The organism is Methanothermobacter sp. (assembly GCA_030055615.1).
Taxonomy (GTDB): domain Archaea; phylum Methanobacteriota; class Methanobacteria; order Methanobacteriales; family DSM-23052; genus Methanothermobacter_A.
The window spans coordinates 1-23,410 of the sequence record JASFYN010000004.1 but is presented as its reverse complement, the minus strand read 5'-3'; the positions used below and the strand labels follow the sequence as shown (position 1 = coordinate 23,410).

The following is a 23,410-nucleotide window of genomic DNA, read 5'->3' as shown; positions in this document are numbered from 1 at the left end:
TTGGAAGGACCATGGGTTGAAAAATACAGGCCAAGAACACTAGAAGAGATAGTGGGACAAGAACACATAATATCACGGCTTAAACGTTATGTTGAACAGAAGAGCATGCCCAATCTCATGTTCACAGGACCTGCAGGAGTCGGTAAAACAACAGCGGCATTAGCACTCGCCAAGGAAATACTAGGAAAAAATTGGAGACAAAATTTCCTAGAACTCAACGCCTCTGATGCAAGAGGAATAGACACAGTAAGGACAAACATTAAAAATTTCTGCCGCCTAAAACCAATAGGAGCACCATTCAGGATAATATTCCTCGACGAAGTAGATAACATGACAAGAGACGCTCAACACGCCCTGAGAAGAGAAATGGAAATGTACACGAAAACAGCAGCATTCATACTCTCCTGTAATTATTCATCAAGGATAATAGAACCACTACAATCAAGATGCGCCATATTCCGCTTCCTACCACTTAAAGGCCACCAGATAAAAGATAGACTAGAATACATTGCAAAAAAAGAAAAACTAGAATACGAACCAACAGCCCTCGACGTCATAGCATACCTCTCAGAAGGCGACCTTAGAAAAGCCATAAACATACTACAAGCAGCAGCATCACTACAAGAAAAAATAACCGAAGACACAATATACGAAGTCGTCTCAAGGGCCAGGCCAAAAGACGTTCGTAGAATGATAAAAACAGCCCTAAAGGGAGATTTCATGGACGCCAGAAAAATTCTAAGGGAAATAATGGTATTACAAGGTGTGAGCGGAGAAGACATGGTAGACCAAATATACCAAGAAGTTTCAAGATTAGCCATGGAAGGATCCATAGAAGCCGAAAACTACATAAAATTCGTCGATTCCATAGGAGAATACGATTTCAGGATAAGAGAAGGTGCAAATCCCAGAATACAATTAGAAGCACTCCTCACAACATTCCTAAGAGAATAATCTGGAGAAGAATAGGAATGGCATGGACTGAAAAATACCGCCCCAAAACATTCAATGAAATGGTTGGAAACAAAAAAGCCATCGAAGAAATAAAAGAATGGATCAAAGAATGGAAAGATGGCAAACCGCAACCTCCACTCTTACTAGTAGGACCCCCAGGGACAGGGAAGACAACACTAGCCCACATCATAGGATCCCACTTCTCAGATACATTAGAGCTTAACGCCAGTGACAAAAGATCCTATGATACCCTAATAAACATTATAGGAGAAGCATCAACTGCTAAATCACTATTCAATGATAACTTTAAACTCATCATACTAGATGAAGTTGATGGCATCCATGGAAACGAAGACCGTGGAGGAGTCCGTGCAATAAACAAGATAATAAAAGAATCAAAACATCCCATCGTCTTAACAGCCAATGATCCCTACAGTAAAAAACTCCAAACAATAAAACCAGCTTGTAAAATCATCAACATTAGGAAGGCACACCCAAACTCAATAGCAGCATATCTCAAAAGGATCTGCGAAAAAGAGAACATCGAAGCAGACCCTAAAATCCTAAGAGAACTTGCAAAAAGATCACATGGGGATCTAAGATCCGCAATAAACGACTTAGAAGCCATGGCAAAAGGGGAAAAAAAGATCGGAACAGAACTCCTAGAAGCTGGTGAAAAAGATGTTTTCCCGGGCCTATTCGATGCCATAAGAGCCATCTTAAAGAGTAAAAACATTAGGCATATAAAAGAGGCCATGCAAATCGACGAAGACCCCCAACTATTACTTGAATTCACAGCAGAAAACATCCCAAGAGAATACGAAAAACCCCACGAAATAAAAAAAGCCTATAATCACTTATCTCGCGCTGACATATTCTTCGGAAGAGCAACACAGACAAGAGATTACATATACTGGCGCTACGCATCAGAACATATAGGAGTGGGAGTAGCCTTATCAAAAGATAAAACCTATAGAAAATTTACAAGATATGCAGGCCCCGGATCATTCCGATTTCTCGGAAGGACAAGAACCAAACGCCAAATAATAGAAAACCTGGCAGAAAAGATTTCAAGAAAGCTCCACATATCAAAAAAGGTTGCTATCACAACACTCCCCTACCTCAAGATAATCCTAGAAGATGAAAAAACCGCCCAAGAGATTAAAAAGTACTTAGAATTAACAGATGAAGAATACAAGATCCTAAAAGGGAAGAGAAAACAGCGCAAAAGCAGAAAAACAAAACCCAAGAAGATAGAAAAAGGGGATCCTCCACGCCGGGAAAAACAGACAACACTCCTACAATTCAAATAAACCCCCTATCCCTAATATAATTTAAAGATTTCAACATATTCTCCCTAAACTGTGGAAAAACCTCCTCAAAGAATCCAATAAACTCTCGGACAACAGCATCCCTTGTCACTTTTATCGGCCCGACCCCCAACCATCTTTCAATCCAAGCTACAGGCACCTTAGACAAAGGATACAATAACCTACCCCTACCATCCTCCCATGGGGGACCAGCGATCAACTTACCATTTATCATTTTCTCTATCGCATCAGCGATTATATGATCAAGTGTTAATGGGCATGCGATAACATCAAACCCTCCTCTACTCACCAATTTGACTCCATATTTCCTAGTGTAGGGCTCCAATACAGCATATAAAGTGTATGAAAGAGGATCATCACCCTCCTTGATGAGTATCCTCTGATGGGGCTTCAATTCACTTGAAAGTACGCGCGAAACCCTTGAACAGATCATCTGGAAGATCTTAGACCTCACAACCTTCATACTAGGATAATGTTTTTTAAAAAGTTCCTCTCGTTTCCTGGAAAACCTTGAAAACCTAAGATTATTTATAATGATAGAATCTTCCATGACACTCACAAATCTCGTGTCAACACCAATCCTAGACAAGAACCTGATAACCTCACCCTTTCCCATCTTGATCTCCATTTAATACTCTAAAATTTAATTATCATCATACCTATATAGAATATAATAAAAGATAAAAGGTGGGGCAAGTTGTTCAACCTCCTAAAAAGGAAAAGTGACAAGGAAAATATCCTCGAAATAGAACCAGAAGGCCCCGTAGATTGTATAGCAGATTTCACCTACAATTTCTATTGGCAACAAAAAGGCGAAGAACTCGAACCAGAGGACCAAATACCAGGAACAGATCACACATACAAAGACATTGTAGAACACTTGAAAAATAAAGGCACGCTAAAAATAATAGGGGACGCAGGCCACAGACTATGCTCAAGCATGGGAGTCGACCTAAAGTTCTTCGGAGGAACAGGAAAAGCAATAGACGTAGGCAATGTTATCGTAGATGGTGACGTTGACACCCGAATGGGTATAAGCATGCTAAGAGGAAGCATATATGTTAAAGGCAAGATAAAAGAGCCAATTGGCAACCTAGTCGAGGTAGAATCTGACATAAAAGGCTATAAGAAATTCAAGTCAATAACAGACATAGTCACAAACGGCCTCCAAGGAGAAAAGCTTATAGGGGCAACATTGACTGGTAATAGGCTCACGATAAATGATGGACGTGTAAGGGACACTATAGGTGCGCGTTTGGACGTGGAAGCCCATATAATACATGAAGGCGAGGCGGATCTTTCCACTGGCATACTAATGAAAAAAGGTGTTGTAAGAGTCAATGGAAATGTCGGTAGGAACACTGGAGCTTTACTAAGTGGGGGTACCGTGATAGTAGATGGGGATGCTGATGATTTCACAGCTATTGACATGAGATCAGGCACCATCATAATAAATGGTGACGCTGGCAAATTTATGGGAGCTCAAAAAAAAGGAGGGATCATATTAGCAAAAAGTGGAAAACCAGTACCACCAACCTCAGAAAGTAAATTCACAGAAGAAGACAAACAGACACTGATAAAATTCGGTTTCAATCCTTCTTCATTCAAAAAATTCTCATAAATTTTAATCATTCATGATTATTATTTAAAGTGATGGAACTTGGCATTATCATTAAACGCCCATCTTCCTCATTAATTTCGGGTGTGAATAGATCCCCTGGAAATGGAATAAAAAAATTTGGAATAGAGAATTCTTAAAATAAATGATCTGATGTGGGGTGGTATCTTTTGGAAAAGAAGGTTAAAGCTAGGCTCAATCTTCAAGGCAATAAAAGGTATCGTTATGGATTTTATTGGAACCTTCACTGCTCCTAAATCTTGAATTTCTTAAACGGATGATTATTATTTTATGTAACCCTAAAAGTAAATCCAAAGTTATTCAACGAGGGGGGCAAATACTTTTTCGAAGGAGTAAAACTTTTTGAGAAAGTATTCACAGCCCTTTAGTTGCCACTATATTTTTTTGATTGTAGAAATTGATGCGAGATATGCGTGTACAATTATGCCTTTATGGGTTACAATTTTTTTGGGGGGGTAATCATTCTTCCTTACTGGTTTTCCCTTTTCTATATGGATGTATTCCAATCCTTACTTTAAGTGCACAACTTAGGAAAATCGGGAAGTGGCTACTACAGCCTTCTACAAAATTGTAAGATATCTAAGGGTATATTGTTGGTATACTATTTTTTTTAGTAGCCCCATTATTTTGGATTTATGGTGGGAACTCATTACCAGTTTCATATTCTTGCAATAGTTATCCGCAGAAAAATTAGAAAACACATTACAAAAAAAAAGTTATCAAGGGTACAAAGAATTACAAAAAAGACAACCCGTTACCGTCTACTGTCCCCTAATCTGGTAAAAAAAGTATGAGTTTGCCAGAATACTTTCCCAAATTGGTGAAATGACCCCAGTGGAATATTGGGGAATTTTCTTCCAAGATTCGATCATATAAGAATTTTGTCATAGAATATGCAGATGAAAAGCCCATCTTGAAAAATCGTCCCTTTATACAATAAAAATGAGTGTATAATTAAGCTAGGTGATATAAAATTGGAAAAAGAGAATGCGAATACAAGCCGGCATATATGCTAGCTGATTATGTGAAAAAGTAAAATTCAAAAAAGTGGGATGTTTATATGAACATTAGTAAAAAAAGTGGTTCTTTGGATTTTGTGGCTGTTACCAGTTTTAATTGTCGTCATTGGCGGGATTATTATAATTGAGCGTTAAATTTGACATACTATTTATGTGTTAACAATTGTTATTCGCACATACTTAGAAATCCTCGACATAATCTTGGCATATCATTCACCAAAATAAGAAGACTTTTAATCGAAAACCTAATAGAGAAAGCATCACATGATGAATTAACCTTAGATGAATTATAATTTCGCTGAAAGTGGAAAAGCGCCAGCAGGCGTGCCAAGTCTTGCGAGAGGCTTGATATCACCCACCGTAATATTAATTTTGGGCATATCCACATTCCATATATTTTAAATGCGCCTCACCAAATGGTTCACAGATTATTATCAGACATCCTAAGCATGCTCACAGGGCTTTTTAGTTGCCTTCACTGGCTTCTGCTTCGGAAGTAGAACAGCGGAAATTATACTCACTGGAGACTCATTTTCAACTCAACCACAACTAAAAAGTGAAACAGAATAGTCAAACCAATCAACATTAAAGGAGGAATAGGAAAATTCCCCCTGAGCTTATCTGAAGTCTTGAAAACAAGAATTTGAACACTACACGGATCATCCTCTTTTTTTCGAAAAGTTGTCAAAAAAATTTTCACCCCCTCATCTTGAGATAAAATTTATTAATTAGAAGATGTCTTCGGAAAATGTTGTTCCATGAAAGGGGGAGAGTAAATTATATTATTTTTTTGTCTTGGCCAAGTTCTAACTTTATTTTTGCTATTTGAAAAACTATATAAATTAAATTTTAAAGAAATAGGGATTAATGTATGGTATTGTGGAGTATTTAAGTAATGTTGTTATTGGTTTCATCCAGAAAACAGGATATTTTGGCGTTTTTATATGCATGGTCTTTGAGAGTGCATGTGTTCCACTACCCAGTGAGGCTATAATGCCATTTAGTGGATACATAGCATGGAAGGGTACTATGAGCATCCTTGGAATCACAATTATAGGAGCACTAGGGAACCTTATAGGTTCATGGATAGCATACCTCATAGGCTTTTATGGTGGCCGGCCATTCCTTGAAAAGTATGGTAAATATATCCTCATCACAGAGAAAAAACTTGAAATGGCAGAAGAATGGTTCGCAAATTATGGCCATGAAGCAATTCTCATCTCAAGGGTTCTCCCTGTTATACGTACATTCATTTCATTACCAGCAGGGATAGCTGAAATGGACTTAAAAAGGTTTACAGTTTATACTTTTATAGGCTCATTACCTTGGTGTTTTGCCTTGGTGTATATTGGATATCGTTTGGGCCCCCACTGGTCAGTCATAAGATCCTTATTCCATCTCCTTGATTATGGGGTTATCATTGGATTAGTGTTACTCATAGTCTATATATGGAGAAAGTGGGGGTGAATCGCTATAATAGTCTCCTATTCACTTTTTAGGGGGATTTTCTCGTAATATTCGTTGTATCCAAGGTGAAAGTGGGGTAGTTCTCTTTTAAGTTCATCTTCGAGTTCTAATATCATCTGATATTCGCTAGGGTTTACATAGGCTATCAGCTTATTTTTCCATGCCATTGGACATTTTAGACTACATGGTATAAAACCAGATGGTAGTATTATGGCGCAGGCATCCTTTGGCGCGTCCAACTCATCCAGTTCAGCTAAGTGACCTTCATCAATGGCGAAACGCGTAGCCTCTGAAAAACTCTCTATACAACAACGTGGATAACCTAATAAGCGGCCTATCTGGTAATCGTCGCCACGGTAAATTCCAAGTTCAGTTGATACAAGGGGGTCCAAGGCGGGTCTTGTTGGAGGTTTATACTTTTTCACGATTTCTATCTCTTTTTGTAAGCGTGCCATCAGCTGGTTGAAATAGAATTCATCCACACGACAAATGCTACTAGGACCATCATGGCATCCATTTTCTCTTAATTTGATTATTCTTTTGTAGATTTCTTCGAGCAACTTGATACCCCCCCTAGGATATAACCTTGTATTCTAGGATTAGATCCTTTCCAAGAGTGTAATATTTTCTAAGTTCTAGTTTTATAGCATCCTTCATATAGGGTATCCCTCGGCCGTCTACTAGTGTTTTTGCTTGTGCCCCCCCTACTATCATGGGCGCTATGCAAACTCTCACTTCATCTACGAGGCCTTCTTTGAGCATGGAGAAGTTCAGGGTTGAACCTCCTTCTAACATTAATTTTTTTATGCCCATCTTTTTTAGTTCGGCCATTAAGGTTTTTAGGTTGACTTTTTTGTCACCGGCTGCGATTATCTTGGCCTTACTTGACAGTTTCTTGATTCTCTCTTTGGGGGCGCTTTTTGAAACCGCTATTATTGTTGGGGCTTCTTTGTTGAGTATTCTGGAATTTGGTGGTGTTCTTGCCCGACTGTCGACGACTATCCTTGTTGGGTTTTCTGATTTGTCTGCTTTTATTTTGTGTATTGTTAGGCGGGGGTTGTCTATGAGTACGGTGTTTATCCCTACCATTATAGCGTCACATTCTCTGCGTAGTCTATGGACCCTTATCAGGTCTTTTTTTCCTGATATTTCCGAGCTTCCAGTGTGTGTTGCTATTTTACCGTCGAGGGTCATGGCAGCATTTAATATAACATAAGGTTTCAATTTTATTGTACACACCCCATCATTATTTTAATCATTAGATGATATAACCTTATGGGGGGTATAAAATTATGGAAAGGTATGAGAGGGGATTGAGGATATTGGATAAGATCCATAAGGACTCATATGAGGAACTTAAGAAGGAATTAGAGGATATAGCACCTGATTTTGCGCGTATAGTTGCCGAGTTCCCCTATGGTGAGATTTATTCTCGCGGAGGCCTTGATCTTAAAACTAGGGAACTTATAACCATAGCCGCTTTAACAACACTTGGTTGTGCCACTTCACAGCTTAAGGGTCATATTCGTGGCGCTGTTAATGCGGGTTGCACGAGGGAGGAGATAATCGAGACTATAATACAAATGTCGGTATATGCGGGTTTTCCAGCAGCTATAAATGCTTTAATAGCGGCTAAAGAGATCTTAGAATGATTCATATCTTGAATATTCTTTTTGCATTATTTTCTGTTATATTATCAACTTTTTTGATGTTTGTATTTTTTATTTGGGCTATTTTCTTCACAGCTTCCTCTATAAATGAGGGTTCGTTTCTCTTACCTTTGAATGGGGACAAGTATGGGCTGTCAGTCTCTGTTAGGATACTCTGAAGTGGCAAGTCCTTGATTAGTTTCTGGTGATGGTCTATGAAACATACCATAGTAGAGAATGAGAGATAATATCCCTCTTCTATTATGTTTTTCGCCGTGTCTAGGCTGCCACTATAACAGTGGAATATTACATTTTCTATTGGGTGTTCCTTTATGATTTTGAAGGCTTTTCTTTCACTGTCCCTTGCATGGATTATGAGGGGGAGCTCATATTCAATTGCAAGTTCTATGAATAATCTGAAGATTTTCTCCTGCCTCCTGCGACCCTCCAGGTCCCTTGTATGGTGGAAGTCCAGTCCACTCTCACCAACACCTACGGCCTTCTCTATATTATCCTCTATTTCTTCTATAATGGTTTTTATGATCTTATCTTCCATCTTAGCAGCGTCTACTGGATGTAAACCCAGAGTGGGATATATAAAATGTTTATATTCTTCCGATAACTTGATAGACCTTCTCACACCCCCAAGACCGACTCCACAATCTATTATGCTTGTTAACTTCTTCTTAGCCCTTTTTATAACCTCTTCCCTGTCCTTGTTAAAGTCTTTGAAGTCTATGTGGCAATGGACGTCTATTATCCTACCAAACCCCCATACTAGGCGCCGAATCTCCTCTCACGTTCCTGATATGATCTCAGAGCCCTTAAAAAGTCCACTTTCCTGAATTCTGGCCAAAGACTGTCACAGAAGTATAATTCGGAATAGGATGATTGCCAGAGTAAGAATCCGCTTAATCTTTCCTCGCCACTAGTCCTTATGATAAGGTGGGGATCCTCTAACCCTGCAGTATAAAGGTTATCATTTATAGTGTCCTCATCGATGTCCTCTGGGTCGATTTTACCTTCTTTAACCATCTGGGCTATCTTTCTTGTGGCTTCAACTATTTCCAGCCGTCCATCATAGCCTATGGCAATGTTAAGAATTCTATCATCGTATTTTTCGGTGGCTTTTTCAGCTATTCTAATAGCCTCCTTCACATTTTCGGGTAAAAGGTCGAGATTGCCCACGGCTTTGATCCTCACACGATTTTTATGGATCTTCTCGTTTTCGGCAACTTTTTTAAAGTTTTCCTCGAATAATTTCATAAGACCCTCCACTTCCTTTTTGGGACGTTTGAAGTTTTCAGTGGAGAAGGCGTACACTGTTACGATCTCTATTCCAAGGTCTATACACCAATCTAGTACCTTTTCAAGGGTTTTAATACCCCGTTTATGGCCTTGTATAGGATCTCTACTTCCTTGTAATCGTGAATAACGCCTGTTACCATCCATTATTATAGCTACGTGCCTTGGCATTTTCTCCTTTTTCAAATTTCTCAAAATGTACCATTCGTAGAGTTTATAGATTGGCTTTAGGAGTTTCATCCACATCCTCCCTCATATTAGCAAGTTTATATGCGAATTTTAACGCTCTTTTATAGCCCTCGACGGTCTGGGCCCTAGAAGTGTCTATAAAAATAGGATCTATCCCAAGGGTTATAGCCCCATGACTTTTAGCTGATCCGATTAATACAAGGCTTCGGAATATAAGGTTACCTGTTATACCATCTGGGGCTAGAATCAGATTACGTCCATCTTTTATAGCATCCTCTATCAGAATATAATAATGTTTTATATCATATTTATCTTTTATCATTGATGTTAACTTCTCGGCTTCTTTGATTGATTTGTCGATTTCCGGTGCTCTCCCAATATCATGGGGCCTGCCACCTGAAATAACAGCTATACTAGCCTTGAAACCTATTTTTTCCATGAAATTGGAACAATAATCTATTATCTTTATCTTATCCTCTATTGTGAATCCTTCATCTATACCAACAGGAGCGAGGAAAAAACTGTGATCATCTAATTCTATAAATGATGCCCTCTTAGGATCCCCAATTTTTTTTAATTCCCGTACGATAGGCGCTGAATTTAATGAACCCCTTACATATGCATCCCCAACACCTTCATGGATCATCCTGATAAATTCATCTTCTGAATAAGATAAAAGAACTTCAAAATCTATATTATTTGCTGCTGTCTCAACATTTTTGTTTTCACCAACTCCCACTACTATAACCACCATATTTAGGATCCCTCAATAAAATTTTACCCAAGTCATCTCGAATTATAATAGGATTCTCAACTGTGTATACAAAAAATTTATTTATGAACAATAATATAAGATAATTTTAAGTGCTCATTTTATTAAAATTATAGGTAGGATCCCAATGATTAATACCTCAATTTGGGGGGCGTTTACTGGGGGGGTTTACAGTTGAAGGCTGGAAAATCCCAATCCAAAGGTTATCTTATCTGCAGTGAATGTGGAGGTTATTACAAGTTGGAGGAAGGTGAAAGCCCTTCTGATTTTGTCTCATGTGAATGTGGGGGTTCGCTCCAATATTATGAATCTCTAGAAGAGGCCTACGGAGAAAAACCTAACGAAATTAACAAGACCAGCAAAGGAATAACTTCTGAGAAAGTTGGAATTATCAAAGATGGTGAAATTATAAAAGAATCCTATGAAATAATCGGCACTGGAATTACTGATAACAGGAAAACAGTTGAAAGCCTGCTCAAAGATGATCTTGATGATGCCCAAGATTTCATCTCCACCATTCAAAATAAAAGAAAAGAAATTAAAACCCACAAAAACACTAATTATATCCTCATATCATTCTTTATAATCATTATTCTCTTGATCATTTTAATCTTGGCGGGGAAGACGCCCTTATCCCTTCCTATATAAAGTTGGGCTACATACTCTCTCATCTGATCTTTTTCATGTTTTTACCATAATCACATTAGGAAGACAATCCTCTCTTAGAATACAAAGTAATTTTATATAATGGAATAGATTAACAGAATACCTATGAGAAGAAAAATCATCATAATATTCATAGTGGTTGTTGCAATTATTATCTTTTTCTCCTTTATGTATATTAAAAATTCTCGTAATGTGATGGTAGGAGAAAAGAAAGTGTTGCTTTTATGCGTCGATCCAACCGAGCCAAGACCAGGCATAGGAGCAGTTGACATGGCATTCATCATAACCTTGAATAATGGGAACATAACAAGTATAAAACCTATCTACCCAGGGCAGATGGCTCATCCCACAGCAACACCACCATCCTTGCAAGCTATAGGTGTTAAAAAATGGTATCTACATGATGCTCTCTGGGAAAATGACACAGAAAAAGGGGCGAAACTCGCCCAAGAAATAGTAGAATATAATACTGGCGAAAAGACAGATATTGTAGTTATAGTAACCCCAGAAGCTGTTGACGCGATTCTGGCAAGGATAGGACCAGTATACGTAGAGGGGAAAGGTTATGTTTCAGGAAATTCAATAGAATTTTTAAGAGAAGAGCAGAAAACTGGATACAGTAGAGGAGAGGCGGTTAAATCCCTCATTAAAGCTATAATAGACTCTACAAGGAACCGGGACAAATACTTAAATTTGATAGATGAGGTGGTTAAGCAAAATGCCCAAGGTAATATCGTCGTAGTCCCACAAACCGCCCTTGTAGAATTCCTAACATACATAGGATTCGAAAAACTTATGAGACAAGCATACTAATCCACCATGAGGGGTCTATTTGATGGCCTTTTTAATAGATTCCTCCATCACCTCTAATGTCACATCAAGATCTTCCTTTCTGTGGGCTGCTGAAATAAAACAGCATTCAAATTGTGATGGTGGCACGAAAACCCCACCCTTTAAAAGGCCATGGAAATACTTTTTGAACATTTCTAAGTCAGCCGTCTTGGCACTAATATAATCTTTAACCTCTCTCTCGGTAAAATAGACCTGGAACATTGATGATAACCCTGCTAAATGAAATTCTAGATTATTATCCTCTAGGATATCCTTTATGCCCTTTCTTATCATTTCCCCTTTTTTGGTAAGCTCCCTGTAAATATCCTCTGTTAATTCCTTGAGGGTTGCTATACCCGCAGTTACTGATACAGGATTCCCATTGAATGTTCCGGCTTGATAAACATCACCTGCTGGTGATATATGTTCCATTATTTCTCTAGGACCCGCTAGTGCACCCATGGGGAATCCTCCCCCTATGATCTTCCCATAGGTTACAAGATCCGCAACTATATTATAATATTCTTGAGCACCTCCAGGGGCTATCCTAAAACCTGTGATAACCTCATCAAATATCAGGAGTATACCATTTTCACTTGTTATTTTTCTCAAAAATTTTAAGTAGCCATCCTTCGGTTCTATACAGCCTATATTAGCCATAACAGGCTCTACTAGTATTGCTGCAATATTATCATCATCTTCTATTATACTTGCAACTGTTTCTTCATCATTGAAAGGTACTGATATAGTGTTTCTTGTCGTGTCTGCGGGTATGCCTGGTGAATCAGGGGCTGCTGTCGCACCGGATCCTGGTTTTACCAAAACATAATCATGTGCACCATGATATGCGCCTTCAAATTTGATTATTTTATCCTTTCCCGTGAATGCCCTTGCAAGTCTTATTGCAGCCATTGTAGCCTCTGTACCCGAATTCACAAACCTTATCATTTCAACGGATGGTACCCTATCTATGACAAGTTTTGCAAGTTCTACTTCGGCCCGGGTTGGCGTACCATAAGTACTCCCTCTTTTTATTTGTTCGCATACCTTATTTGTAATCTTCTCTGGAGCATGTCCAAGAATAAGGGGGCCATAGGCTAAACAATAATCTATGTAACGGTTACCATCCACGTCATAGAGCATGCAACCTTCACCCTTTTCGGCGAAAAAAGGGTATGGCTCGAATCTTCTTACCGGAGAACTCACACCACCAGGTAAAACCTCCAAAGCCTCCCTAAACAGACTATTAGATATCATGTTATTCCTCCTTTTTTTTCGCAAGGTTTATTAGGGCGTTTGTGGCTGCCACTGCCACTGGCGTCCCACCCTTCGGGCCAGAAGTTATAAGGTATGGTATGCCTGTTTTTGTGAGGAGCTTTTTGGATTCAGCAGCACCTACGAAACCAACAGGCACGCCTATTACGGACTTGACATCCATACCAGCTTTTGTTAATTTTATGACTTTTAGGAGCGCAGTTGGTGCATTACCCACCACTACAACCCCACTAAAGCCCTTCGAAGCTGCATATTCCATTGCAGCAGCTGCCCTGGTCATATTTTCATCCTTCGCCATCCTTATAACCCTTGGATGGTTTATATAACATTTAACTTCCCCATTATAGGATATTCCTGCTTTCACCATTTCAACATCTACTAATATATCCTCAAGGCTCCATAGGGCATCTATAGTTGAAGTTATGAAATCTTGGCTCATCTTAATAATATCAGCATATTCTGGGTCGGCTGTGGAATGAACTATCCTCTCTATGATGGTTGATTCCTCTGGGGATAACCCTTCTATCTTATCTCTTATAAGCTTTTTTATGATTTTTCTACTTTTTTCCGCGATTTCTTCACCTTCTCTTGTGGACGCGCCCATCATCCAAATCACTTTAGGGGGTTAGTCTTCTCCTATCTCTTGGGAATAATACTGTCTCCCTGATGTTTTTAATCTCTAACAGTGCCATGGTGAATCTTTCAGCCCCAAGACCCCAACCTGCATGTGGTGGCATGCCATACTTGAAAGCTGAAAGGTAACTTTCAAATGATCTGGGATTTAATCCCTGTTTCTTGATTTTTTCAACTAGGAGGTCGTGTTCATGGACTCTCATAGCACCAGAAGATATTTCGAGGTCCTTGTACATGAGGTCGAAGGCGTAACTCTTGCTTGGATCATCCTCCCTTGGCATCACATAAAATGGTTTTATGCTAGTTGGCCAAGATTTTATAAAGTAATATCCGTCCATTATCTCGCCTAGAGCTTTTTCGGCAGCCCTTGAGAGGTCCTCGCCATATCTGAGGTGGACTCCTTGGGAGTTAACTATCTCCACAACCTCATCATACTCTAGTCTTTCAAATGGTAGTTTTGGTATTTCAAGTTCTCTGCCTAAGATTTCGAGTTCATCTTTGCAATGTCCCCTAATGTCTTTTATGACCTTTACAACAAGTTTTTCAAGTATTTTCATGACATCTTCATGGTTCATGAAGGCCGCTTCTATGTCAATGGATATGATCTCGTTTAAGTGTCTGAGGGTGTCGTGTTCCTCTGCCCTGAATATTGGTGCTATCTCATAGACTCTGTCAAGTCCGCTTGCCATCATCATCTGTTTATAAAGTTGTGGACTTTGACCTAGGAAAGCTTCCCTTTCAAAGTATGTTATAGGGAAAAGTTCTGTCCCGCCCTCTGTTGCTGATGCAACCAACTTAGGAGTGTTTATCTCGATAAAACCTTCCTCTTCGAGGAAAACCCTCACAGAATGCAACATTCTACTTTTTATTTTGAATATTGCACTTACTTCGGGCCTTCTAAGGTCTAGGAACCTTGAATCTAGTCTTGTGTCAATTTCGGCTTTAACCTTCCCTGTAGGGTCAAGTGGTAATGGTTGTTGTGATTCAGCCAAGACCTTCACATTGGAGGGTATTATTTCAACACCTCCTGGGGCCTTTGGGGATTCCTTGACTGTCCCCTGTACTTCTATGACATATTCTTTTTTAAGTTTTCTTAACTTTTTGAATAATTCCTTTGATGTTTTTTTGCTTGGGGCGGTAACTTGTATTATACCTGTCCTGTCCCTGAGAAGTATGAATATGATCCCTCCAAGGTCTCTTATTTCATGCACCCAGCCCATGAGAATAGTCTGGGATCCGTCAAGTGATGGTGTGATCTCATTTGAATAGTGGGTTCTCCTTGTCTTACCGAGCATGATTGTCACCTCATAAGCCTCTTTTTAAAGGATTCAGCATGTGCATAGAGCCCTTCATATTCTGCAAGTGGAATTACAATATCTTTGAGTGTTCTAAGACCTTCTTCTGATAATATTTGTATTGTAGGTTTTTTTAGAAAAGATTCTGTTGATAATCCCGAGTACATCCTTGCACATCTACTGGTAGGTAGCACATGGTTGGTCCCTGAACCATAGTCTCCTGCAGAAACTGGTGTTAGTTCTCCGAGGAATATGGACCCTGCATTTTCAATCCCATCTAATAGGCTTTTGGGGTCTTTGGTCATTATTATAAGGTGCTCAGGGGCGTATTCATTGCTGAAATAAACAGCCTCCTCAAGATCCTCTACAATGATTATCCTACCATAATTCTCGAGGGACTTTCTTATGATGTCACCCCTTTTAGCATATTTAATCTTATCCTCTATGATATTATAAACTTTCTCTCCAAGAGTCCTTGAGGTTGTTACAAGTACCGAGGCCGCATCAGGGTCATGTTCGGCTTGGGCTATCATCTCCACGGCTATATATTCCGGGTTAGCGTGTTCATCAGCTATTATAAGAACCTCCGAAGGGCCTGCGATAAAATCAATGTCCACATCCCCATAGACCCACTTCTTAGCTGTCGCCACGAATATGTTCCCTGGTCCGACGATCTTATCAACAGGTTTTATGGTTTCGGTTCCATAGGCCATGGCAGCTATGGCTTGAACACCTCCAACCTTGTATATTTCATCTGCACCGGCCATGTCAGCTGCTACGATTGTAGCTTCATTGACGGTCCCATCTTCAGTTGGTGGGGTGCAACAGATTATCCTCTTGACACCAGCGATCTTGGCGGGTATTATTGTCATAAGGGCCGTGGAAGGATAAACTGCTTTACCTCCAGGTATGTAACAGCCTACACTCTCGATTGCTCTTATAATTTGACCCCCGATTATACCATTGTTTATTTTCTTCAGCCATTGGCTTGGGAGTTGTAGTCTGTGGAATTTTTCGATGTTTGCAGCTGCCATATCCAATGCATTTTTCACTTTTTTATCTATTTGTTTGTAGCTTTCCTCTATTTCCTCCCTTGTAACTTTGAAATCTTTGATGTCTGCACCATCGAATTTCTTTGTGAATTTCCTGAGAGCTTTGTCACCATCTCTTTTAACTTCATCAATTATCTTCTTAACGGGTTCTATCACATTATCGATATTTGGTGAAGATCTCTTCACAAGTTCTTTTATCATGTGAGCTTCGAATTCTGTGATCTGCATATTTATCACAAACATTACTTTTTATTAGATGTTAATTTTATACCATAGGGTTGTGGATGGTCGGATTTACAATTTTTCTATGATAATTACCCCCTCACAAAAGGGGACCATTAAACATGTAGTAAGATTGTTTAAAAATAATATTATTCCAACTAGAATTTTTTATATGTTGGCTAATTTCAGACTCCTAGGTATAATGTGTAAATTTTAATCTTCAATTTTGCTGTTAACTTCTCCTCCGATGAATGAAGGGTACACGGGGGGATGATTTAGTTTAAAAGAGATATAAATTTGATAAAGGGTGCTCCATTAACTTTAAGGTTTTGTTGTAAGTGAAAGGTGCTGATTAGCTATAAGCTTCGAATTTATTCTCCGGAGACGGTTGGGGGAGAAGCTGAATTATGTTACTGATTGTATTGATGCTCGAAGAAGTAATTTAAAGAAAGCAGATAGATAAAAAAAATAATCCCCCCTACAATGGAGAAACCCCCCCATGAAAACCCTCTGAGAAGCATATGGTGGATCCGAACTATTAAAAATATTAAGGCTTTGAAAAGCTGGGAAGAAAGTAATGAAATTGAACTTAAAGCACTTCAAAAAAAAATGTTGTAGTATTACTGTAAGATCCTACAGGACAGCTAATAAAAAAATATATATATTGCCGTAGTAAGCTAACCCACTATTTTACAATAGGTGCTATCATCTCATATTTTTTAATTTTTGACATGATTCATGAATCCCTCAAGACGCGTTCATTCTCACCAATTTATCCACAAAATTTGATCCTTCCGCATTAAGTTTCTTTATCGGATTCCAGATGCAATTGGTTTTCCCAGTTTTTAGGGGATTATGTTAAAAATTTCCTTGTTTTTTCGATGATGGGTAACCATTGGGGGAGGTTTTGGATAAATTCCCTACACAAGGTATATAAAAGAAGAACATTATATATAAATCAAGGTAAATTAAAGAAAATTCGGAGTGGGGCTTAATAGTATGGTTTTTAGTGTACCAGTTGGTTATTTTTTGATTCCTTAACATTAGGTTTATATAATCCAGATTACTACTCTATATGGAGGGAGTCGAGGCTGGTACCCATGTATAAGGATGAAATGATACAACTACATCAATTCCTAGTATACATTTTAAAATATCTCGAAAATGGTTATGACATAGAAAAAGAATGTGAAAAGTATTTTTCACTTAACATCAGCCCCCACCACATCCACCGGACAAAGGCGGAACACAAATATGCTATTTTTGTACTCTCAACGGCCATCTCAGAAATACTCGCAAAGCAAGGAAATGATACATTACCCCCAAACATCGTGAATGGCCTATCAGAGCTTGCTAAAAGATCAAAAAAGGAACTTGCAAAGATGGAAGCTAAGATAGAAGCCAAATAAGCATCCGAGCATCTCTCCAGTGCAAGAAAAAGTAAGCATCCCACAGAAGGGGTCAGGATCTTTACAACAAGAACATAAAAATCCATAATACCAAATTTTTTAACTTTACATTTACACACAAACAAAAGGAATAGTGGTATCCACTTTTTTATAAGAAAATCCCACACAAAAAAACACCTTTTGTATGTTTTGGGCTAAATTATTAATATTAATAAATTGACATCTAAACCTAAGAATAAGTAGAAGGTGTTGAAAAAATGAAAGCTATGGAGAAGATTATCTGTCTCGTTGATGGTGAACATTATCTACCAGTTACAAAAGCCGCGGTTGAAACCCTTGATTGTATGGAACACATAGATGTTAAGGCTCTCGTATTCATAGGGGGTACAGAGAAACTCAAAACATCATCCCCAGAAGAATACGCTAAGATCATGGAAAAACCAGTTTACTTCGGGGAGGACCCCCATAAAATCCCTTATAATCTCATAAGAAAAGTCATAAGAAAGTATGATGCAGATACTGTTATGGATCTAAGTGACGAGCCAGTACTCGACTATTCCAAAAGGTTTAACATAGCAACTATAGTACTAGAAGAAGGTGCAATCTATAGAGGTCCAGACTTTGAATTCCAACCACTCACAGAATATGATGTCCTTGAAAAACCATCAATTAAAATCCTTGGAACAGGTAAAAGGATAGGTAAAACAGCAGTATCTGCATACGCCGCCCGCTTAATCCACGAAAAGGATTATAACCCATGTGTTGTTGCAATGGGCCGCGGGGGCCCCGAGGAACCGGAGATAGTCCGTGGCGATAAGATAAGCATAACACCAGAATACTTGATAGAACAAGCATACAAGGGAGTGCACGCCGCCTCAGACCACTGGGAAGACGCTCTCATGAGCAGAATACTAACAATAGGATGCAGGAGATGCGGTGGCGGCATGGTAGGTGATGTGTTCATAACAAATGCAAAACGTGGCGCTGAAATCGCGAATGAAGTAGACGCGGATTTCGTTATCATGGAAGGGAGCGGAGCCGCCATACCCCCAGTAAAAACAGACAGACACATCGTCATAGTAGGTGCAAACCAGCCCATGATAAACATCAAAAAATTTTTCGGACCATTCAGGATAAAACTAGCAGATCTCATCATCTTAACCATGTGCGAAGAGCCCATGGCCACAAAAAAGAAGGTAAAAGATATAGAGGAATTTATACATAAGATAAACCCTGATACAAAGGTCATACCAACCATATTCAGGCCCAAACCACTCCAAGATATAAAGGATAAAAATGTATTATTCGCAACAACAGCCCCAGAATCCATAATGGACGTGCTCATAGCACACCTCGAAGACAAATACAAATGTAATATCGTCGGGACAACAACCCATCTTTCAAACAGGCCACTACTCCAAAAGGACATAGAAAAGTATATAGATGAGGCTGAGATCATGTTAACAGAATTGAAAGCAGCCGCAGTAGATGTAGCCACAAAAGATGCGCTAGATGCTGGTTTAGAAGTGGTATACTCTGATAATATACCTATTGTGGTGGATGAATCCCCTGAGGATCTTGACAAAGCCATAATAGAAGTTGTTGACGCGGCCATCGACGACTTCTACACCCGACTCACCCCATAATTTTTATGGGATGATATACTTGGAATACCAGCAACTCAAAAAACTCCTAAAATTCACTCTAAAAGAAAAAAGGATTATAAAGGAGCTGGGAATCCCACCTGATGCTTTCATCCCTCTCCTTTTTTCCATACGTTTTGGTGGGGATTGGAGTTTTGTGAGAAATTCTGATAAGTTCATGGCAGTGAAAGAGAAGATCACAAAATATGATGAAAAGGAAAAGGTCGGCTGTACTATTGAAATTGTGTACCTCTTCTTAAATCCGAGAATACTCAAGGAGGAAGGGACAGTTTACAGACTGGAAAAATGTGGAGACAAAGGTGAAAGAAAACTTGTCAAAAGACCATATCAGATAATTATAGGAGCCGATTATATTATAAAAGCGAGCTTAGACCCCCTAAACCTCAAAATAAAATTTAAAAGGATAAAAAAACCTGTCAAATTTGAAGGTTCTGGAGCTTATGGAGCATCCCATGAAATGGAACACCTTTCAAAGGGCCAGATCAGTGGAAGACCATTCTGGGAATTCGAATATGAAATAGAAAAATAAAATAAGGCAATTTTAAGCTGATAATAGCTTACTCTCCCAAAAATTAAGCAATAAATGATGAAATGAAAAAGATAGTTACTACAAGAACAACTCCTTCTAAATTCAAGAATATAGTCATGGAAACATGAATAATCATAATCAGATTGGTATCCTATAAACACAATCTTCCACTTGAGAACACCTATTATCCCAATAAAATAGTCTTCTTACAATAAATCTTCATAAAAACCCCTAAGGAGACCTCAAAAAAAGATTTACTCTGGGAAAAGGTACACTAAAGAGGCCATCCAACCTAGAATAGAATCGCCAATTTCGTTAACTCAAAATGCAAGTATTGGATTCATAATTGAAAAATCTTCTAACCTGAATCAGATATCAGCAATAAAATACATAGGCAATAACCCATAATTTTTGTGCATTCCATAGGGCTTAACAAAACTTCATAAAGTGCAAGCACACGAGGGTTTATTAACATCACAAGCTAATATAAGTCATAAGATATCGAAATATTTGGTGTATTAACATGAAGGCCGATGCCGTGAAAATTGCAGATAATGTCTACTGGGTTGGAGTCCTAGACTGGGATATTAGGAGCTACCATGGTTACACTCTCAAGGGTACAACCTATAATGTTTATCTTGTATCTGGAGAAGATAAGGTAGCCCTTATAGATAACACATACCCTGGAACCGCCCCGCAGATGATGGCAAGAATAGATGATGCACTCCAAAAAGAAGGAAAAGACAAAGTTGATGTAATAATACAAAACCATATCGAGAGGGACCATAGCGGTTCATTACTAGAGGTCTGGAAAAAATATAAAATACCTATATATTGCACTGGAAAAGCAGCTGAAGGTTTAAAAAGGCACTACCCAACCCTAGAAGATTCCAAGCTGGAGATAGTCAGGACAGGTGACAGCCTAGATCTTGGCGGTAAAAACCTCATGTTCCTTGAAACTCCCATGCTCCACTGGCCTGATAGCATGTTCACATTCCTAATCGAAGATGGTATACTATTCTCCAATGACGCTTTCGGACAACACTTATGCTACAATAAACGCTTTGACAAGGACATCAATGATTATATTTTAATGGATGCTGCGAAAAAATTTTATGCAAACCTCATAACACCACTGTCTCCATTAGTCTTAAGAAAATTCAAAGAGGTAGAGGATCTCGGACTCCTTGATAAGATAAAGATGATAGCACCATCCCATGGACAAATATGGACCAAACCAGAGAAGATCATAAACGCATACAAGAATTGGGCCACGGGAAAATGCGAAGATAAAATAACAATAATATATGATACCATGCATTACTCCACCCAAAAATTGGCCCACGCCCTCGCAGAAGGAGCTATGAGCGAAGAAGTAGATGTTTCCATGTACTTCCTCCATGAAGACGAAAGAAGTGAAATAGTAAAAGATATACTTGAAAGCAAAGCTGTATTCATAGGGAGTCCCACAATTTTTAACGGGCCATTCCCAAGCCTTGGGGATCTAACATATTATCTAAGGGGACTTGCCTTTGACAGAACAGGCTTCAGAAGACTCGCAGTTATTTTCGGTTCTAAAGGTTGGGGTGGGGGTGCAGTTAACAGCCTCAAACAGGAACTTTCAAAGGCAGGATTTGATGTGTTCGCAACCATAGAAGTGGATTATGTGCCATCAGAAGACGATTTACTTAAATGTTATAATCTGGCCAAATCAGCAGCCTCTAAGATAAAATCCATTTAGGATGATCAAATGGAGAAAATAGTTCTGAGGGAGGATCTGTCCCCAAAGGATAAACTTTTAACATGCTTATTCTGGGCTACTCGGAAAACCATCCGGGAAGAAGGATGCGCTCCATTAAGGATAAATGAAATTAAAACATCAAGAAAGACTTATAAAACCCACGGGAAAAAGTTACTAAAGCTTTCCCCACCCATATTCAAGAATATAATAGATGATATGAGGAATGGTAAGACTGTGACTTTTGAACTATCTATGGGTGAGGAGCTTTTAAAGGTTTATATAGATGATAGGTCCTTTGCTGTCGCTTCCAAAAAAACAAAGGATCTTGAAAAGGAGATAACAAATAAGATAATGGAGGAAATGAAAAGAAAAAAGCCTGATTTTTGTCAAACATTTGTACCAAAAATCATGTCACAAAAAATGTGGGTAAAATATTTATAGAACTCCTAACCCATGGATAATTGCAAATATTTTGAGGTGATCACATGGCACAGTTAACTGGTTCACAACCAATAATAATACTACCAAAGGGAACTACAAGATATGTGGGAAAAGAAGCCCAGAGAATAAACATAGTAGCGGGTAGGATACTAGCAGAGACCATTAGAACAACCCTAGGCCCTAAGGGAATGGATAAGATGCTCGTAGACTCCCTGGGGGATATCGTAGTAACAAATGACGGTGTTACAATCCTAAAAGAGATGGATATAACTCATCCAGCCGCTAAAATGTTAGTAGAAGTTGCCAAAACACAGGAAGACGAAGTAGGAGACGGTACAACAACAGCAGTCATAATAACTGGAGAACTTCTCAAAAAGGCAGAGGAACTCTTGGAAATGGGCGTGCATCCAACAATAATAGTAGAAGGTTACAGGCAAGCAGCCAAAAAAGCCATAGAAGTCCTAGATTCCATAGCGATAAATGCTAGAGATCGTGACACCTTACTAAAAGTTGCGATGACAGCAATGACAGGTAAAGGAGCTGAAAAAGCAAGAGAAACATTAGCAGAACTAGTAGTAGATGCAATACTCCAAGTTGAAGACAATGGTGAAATAGACAAGGATAACATAAACATTCAAAGGATACTTGGAGGATCAGTTGATGATTCCATGATAGTTAATGGAATAGCAATCGACAAAGGAAGAGCAGACCATGCAATGCCAAAACGAGTTGAAAACGCTAAAATAGCACTATTAAAGTATCCAATAGAGGTCAAAGGACTTGAAACAGATGCAAAGATACGATTAACAGACCCATCACAAATGCAAGCCTTCATCGAACAAGAAGAAAAAATGATAAAAGACATGGTCCAAAAAATCATAGATTCTGGAGCCAATGTTCTATTTTGTCAGAAGGGCATCGACGATCTTGCACTCCATTACCTTTCACGTGAAGGCATCTACGCCCTCAAAAGAGTTAAAAAATCAGACATGAAACGTCTTGAAAGGGCCACAGGCGCTAAACTCGTAACTAACATTGAGGATCTTACAGAGGAAGATCTTGGAGAGGCTGGCGTAGTATATGAAAAGAAAATTTTTGACGAGCTCTTAACCTTCGTGGAGGATTGTAAGGATCCTAAGGCATTATCTATAATCCTAAGGGGTAGTACAAGACAAGTTGCAGAAGAAGTGGAGAGAGCTGTTGAAGATGCTATTGGTGTGGTTTCTGCGACTGTTGAGGATGAGAAGGTTGTTGCTGGTGGTGGGGCTCCTGAGGTTGAGATTGCTAAGAGGCTTAAGGATTATAGTGAGTCTATTAGTGGCAGGGA

24 protein-coding genes are annotated in these 23,410 nt (G+C 38.9%); 14 read left to right on the top strand and 10 right to left on the bottom strand.

Going from position 1 to position 23,410, the window contains the following annotated elements; all coding sequences use genetic code 11:
- Complete coding sequence (locus QFX38_06975) at positions 1-954, top strand: replication factor C small subunit (protein ID MDI9624610.1); 954 nt, start codon at positions 1-3, stop codon at positions 952-954.
- Between the two features lie 17 nt (positions 955-971).
- A complete protein-coding gene (locus QFX38_06970; GenBank protein MDI9624609.1) occupies positions 972-2,267 on the top strand; it encodes a replication factor C large subunit in 1,296 nt (431 codons plus the stop codon).
- Here the strand turns inward: QFX38_06970 and QFX38_06965 are convergent.
- On the bottom strand, positions 2,260-2,913 hold the full coding sequence (locus tag QFX38_06965) for a hypothetical protein (protein ID MDI9624608.1): 654 nt from the start codon (positions 2,911-2,913) through the stop codon (positions 2,260-2,262). The genes QFX38_06970 and QFX38_06965 overlap by 8 nt on opposite strands.
- 69 nt (positions 2,914-2,982) lie before the next feature.
- On the opposite strand from QFX38_06965, the gene QFX38_06960 reads away from it, so the two are divergent.
- The 3 genes from QFX38_06960 to QFX38_06950 all read left to right on the top strand — a co-directional run bounded on the left by QFX38_06960 (position 2,983) and on the right by QFX38_06950 (position 6,410).
- Positions 2,983-3,906, top strand: a complete 924-nt coding sequence (locus tag QFX38_06960) for a hypothetical protein (protein MDI9624607.1) — start codon at positions 2,983-2,985, stop codon at positions 3,904-3,906.
- A gap of 1,174 nt (positions 3,907-5,080) precedes the next feature.
- Positions 5,081-5,236: a hypothetical protein gene (locus tag QFX38_06955; protein MDI9624606.1), complete on the top strand. Its 156-nt coding sequence runs from the start codon at positions 5,081-5,083 to the stop codon at positions 5,234-5,236.
- A 574-nt stretch (positions 5,237-5,810) separates the two neighbouring features.
- Entirely contained in the window at positions 5,811-6,410 is a 600-nt protein-coding gene (locus tag QFX38_06950) for a DedA family protein (GenBank protein ID MDI9624605.1), read from the top strand.
- A gap of 17 nt (positions 6,411-6,427) precedes the next feature.
- On the opposite strand, the gene QFX38_06945 is transcribed toward QFX38_06950, so the two are convergent.
- Both QFX38_06945 and QFX38_06940 read right to left on the bottom strand, forming a co-directional pair.
- Positions 6,428-6,970: a DUF483 domain-containing protein gene (locus QFX38_06945; GenBank protein MDI9624604.1), complete on the bottom strand. Its 543-nt coding sequence runs from the start codon at positions 6,968-6,970 to the stop codon at positions 6,428-6,430.
- Between the two features lie 13 nt (positions 6,971-6,983).
- Positions 6,984-7,634, bottom strand: a complete 651-nt coding sequence (locus QFX38_06940) for a 2,5-diamino-6-(ribosylamino)-4(3H)-pyrimidinone 5'-phosphate reductase (protein MDI9624603.1) — start codon at positions 7,632-7,634, stop codon at positions 6,984-6,986.
- A gap of 68 nt (positions 7,635-7,702) precedes the next feature.
- Between QFX38_06940 and QFX38_06935 the strand changes: the two genes are divergently transcribed.
- On the top strand, positions 7,703-8,062 hold the full coding sequence (locus tag QFX38_06935; GenBank protein MDI9624602.1) for a carboxymuconolactone decarboxylase family protein: 360 nt from the start codon (positions 7,703-7,705) through the stop codon (positions 8,060-8,062).
- A gap of 1 nt (position 8,063) precedes the next feature.
- On the opposite strand, the gene QFX38_06930 is transcribed toward QFX38_06935, so the two are convergent.
- From QFX38_06930 to mtxX, 3 genes are read right to left on the bottom strand one after another with little or no spacing between them, the layout of a single operon-like run.
- Positions 8,064-8,819 (bottom strand): YchF/TatD family DNA exonuclease, encoded by a 756-nt coding sequence (locus QFX38_06930; protein MDI9624601.1) that lies wholly within the window; start codon positions 8,817-8,819, stop codon positions 8,064-8,066.
- Positions 8,820-8,836: 17 nt separating this feature from the next.
- Positions 8,837-9,604, bottom strand: coding sequence for a polyprenyl diphosphate synthase (gene uppS, locus QFX38_06925; GenBank protein MDI9624600.1), 768 nt, complete (start codon positions 9,602-9,604; stop codon positions 8,837-8,839).
- On the bottom strand, positions 9,579-10,307 hold the full coding sequence (gene mtxX / locus QFX38_06920) for a methanogenesis marker protein Mmp4/MtxX (GenBank protein MDI9624599.1): 729 nt from the start codon (positions 10,305-10,307) through the stop codon (positions 9,579-9,581). Before mtxX ends, uppS begins: the two co-directional genes overlap by 26 nt.
- Positions 10,308-10,499: 192 nt before the next feature.
- Between mtxX and QFX38_06915 the strand changes: the two genes are divergently transcribed.
- Both QFX38_06915 and QFX38_06910 read left to right on the top strand, forming a co-directional pair.
- Positions 10,500-10,973 (top strand): hypothetical protein, encoded by a 474-nt coding sequence (locus tag QFX38_06915; protein MDI9624598.1) that lies wholly within the window; start codon positions 10,500-10,502, stop codon positions 10,971-10,973.
- Positions 10,974-11,096: 123 nt separating this feature from the next.
- Complete coding sequence (locus QFX38_06910) at positions 11,097-11,804, top strand: DUF4012 domain-containing protein (GenBank protein ID MDI9624597.1); 708 nt, start codon at positions 11,097-11,099, stop codon at positions 11,802-11,804.
- 15 nt (positions 11,805-11,819) lie between these two features.
- On the opposite strand, the gene hemL is transcribed toward QFX38_06910, so the two are convergent.
- Genes hemL through hisD form a run of 4 tightly spaced genes read right to left on the bottom strand, consistent with a single transcriptional unit; the run spans position 11,820 to position 16,305 of the window.
- Complete coding sequence (gene hemL / locus QFX38_06905; protein ID MDI9624596.1) at positions 11,820-13,079, bottom strand: glutamate-1-semialdehyde 2,1-aminomutase; 1,260 nt, start codon at positions 13,077-13,079, stop codon at positions 11,820-11,822.
- 1 nt (position 13,080) lies between these two features.
- Positions 13,081-13,704 carry a cobalt-precorrin-8 methylmutase gene (locus QFX38_06900; GenBank protein MDI9624595.1) on the bottom strand — a complete coding sequence of 208 codons (624 nt, stop codon included), beginning with the start codon at positions 13,702-13,704 and terminating at the stop codon, positions 13,081-13,083.
- Positions 13,705-13,714: 10 nt separating this feature from the next.
- The gene (aspS, locus tag QFX38_06895) at positions 13,715-15,034 is read right to left on the bottom strand and encodes an aspartate--tRNA(Asn) ligase (GenBank protein MDI9624594.1); all 1,320 of its coding nucleotides are present in this window, start codon (positions 15,032-15,034) and stop codon (positions 13,715-13,717) included.
- A complete protein-coding gene (hisD, locus tag QFX38_06890) occupies positions 15,031-16,305 on the bottom strand; it encodes a histidinol dehydrogenase (protein ID MDI9624593.1) in 1,275 nt (424 codons plus the stop codon). The genes aspS and hisD overlap by 4 nt, the downstream gene beginning before the upstream one ends.
- 1,094 nt (positions 16,306-17,399) lie before the next feature.
- Here hisD and QFX38_06885 point away from each other — a divergent pair.
- The 6 genes from QFX38_06885 to thsA form a co-directional block, all read left to right on the top strand.
- On the top strand, positions 17,400-17,708 hold the full coding sequence (locus tag QFX38_06885) for a UPF0058 family protein (protein ID MDI9624592.1): 309 nt from the start codon (positions 17,400-17,402) through the stop codon (positions 17,706-17,708).
- A 257-nt stretch (positions 17,709-17,965) separates the two neighbouring features.
- Positions 17,966-19,354, top strand: coding sequence for a cyclic 2,3-diphosphoglycerate synthase (locus tag QFX38_06880; GenBank protein MDI9624591.1), 1,389 nt, complete (start codon positions 17,966-17,968; stop codon positions 19,352-19,354).
- A gap of 19 nt (positions 19,355-19,373) precedes the next feature.
- Entirely contained in the window at positions 19,374-19,901 is a 528-nt protein-coding gene (locus QFX38_06875; protein ID MDI9624590.1) for a RimK/LysX family protein, read from the top strand.
- Between the two features lie 523 nt (positions 19,902-20,424).
- Positions 20,425-21,642, top strand: a complete 1,218-nt coding sequence (locus tag QFX38_06870; protein ID MDI9624589.1) for an FprA family A-type flavoprotein — start codon at positions 20,425-20,427, stop codon at positions 21,640-21,642.
- A gap of 9 nt (positions 21,643-21,651) precedes the next feature.
- Positions 21,652-22,083, top strand: coding sequence for a hypothetical protein (locus tag QFX38_06865; protein ID MDI9624588.1), 432 nt, complete (start codon positions 21,652-21,654; stop codon positions 22,081-22,083).
- Between the two features lie 44 nt (positions 22,084-22,127).
- Positions 22,128-23,410: thermosome subunit alpha (gene thsA, locus QFX38_06860; GenBank protein ID MDI9624587.1), on the top strand; the 1,283-nt coding region annotated here is incomplete at its 3' end.

Bases quoted from the DNA above. Each gene is read 5' to 3' on its own strand.
- QFX38_06910 (MDI9624597.1), top strand. From the start codon at position 11,097: ATGAGAAGAAAAATCATCATAATATTCATAGTGGTTGTTGCAATTATT.
- QFX38_06870 (MDI9624589.1), top strand. From the start codon at position 20,425: ATGAAGGCCGATGCCGTGAAAATTGCAGATAATGTCTACTGGGTTGGA.
- QFX38_06970 (MDI9624609.1), top strand. From the start codon at position 972: ATGGCATGGACTGAAAAATACCGCCCCAAAACATTCAATGAAATGGTT.
- uppS (MDI9624600.1), bottom strand. From the start codon at position 9,604: ATGAAACTCCTAAAGCCAATCTATAAACTCTACGAATGGTACATTTTG.
- QFX38_06965 (MDI9624608.1), bottom strand. From the start codon at position 2,913: ATGGAGATCAAGATGGGAAAGGGTGAGGTTATCAGGTTCTTGTCTAGG.
- QFX38_06885 (MDI9624592.1), top strand. From the start codon at position 17,400: ATGTATAAGGATGAAATGATACAACTACATCAATTCCTAGTATACATT.
- hisD (MDI9624593.1), bottom strand. From the start codon at position 16,305: ATGCAGATCACAGAATTCGAAGCTCACATGATAAAAGAACTTGTGAAG.
- QFX38_06935 (MDI9624602.1), top strand. From the start codon at position 7,703: ATGGAAAGGTATGAGAGGGGATTGAGGATATTGGATAAGATCCATAAG.
- QFX38_06900 (MDI9624595.1), bottom strand. From the start codon at position 13,704: ATGATGGGCGCGTCCACAAGAGAAGGTGAAGAAATCGCGGAAAAAAGT.
- hemL (MDI9624596.1), bottom strand. From the start codon at position 13,079: ATGATATCTAATAGTCTGTTTAGGGAGGCTTTGGAGGTTTTACCTGGT.
- QFX38_06865 (MDI9624588.1), top strand. From the start codon at position 21,652: ATGGAGAAAATAGTTCTGAGGGAGGATCTGTCCCCAAAGGATAAACTT.
- QFX38_06880 (MDI9624591.1), top strand. From the start codon at position 17,966: ATGAAAGCTATGGAGAAGATTATCTGTCTCGTTGATGGTGAACATTAT.
- mtxX (MDI9624599.1), bottom strand. From the start codon at position 10,307: ATGGTGGTTATAGTAGTGGGAGTTGGTGAAAACAAAAATGTTGAGACA.
- QFX38_06950 (MDI9624605.1), top strand. From the start codon at position 5,811: ATGTATGGTATTGTGGAGTATTTAAGTAATGTTGTTATTGGTTTCATC.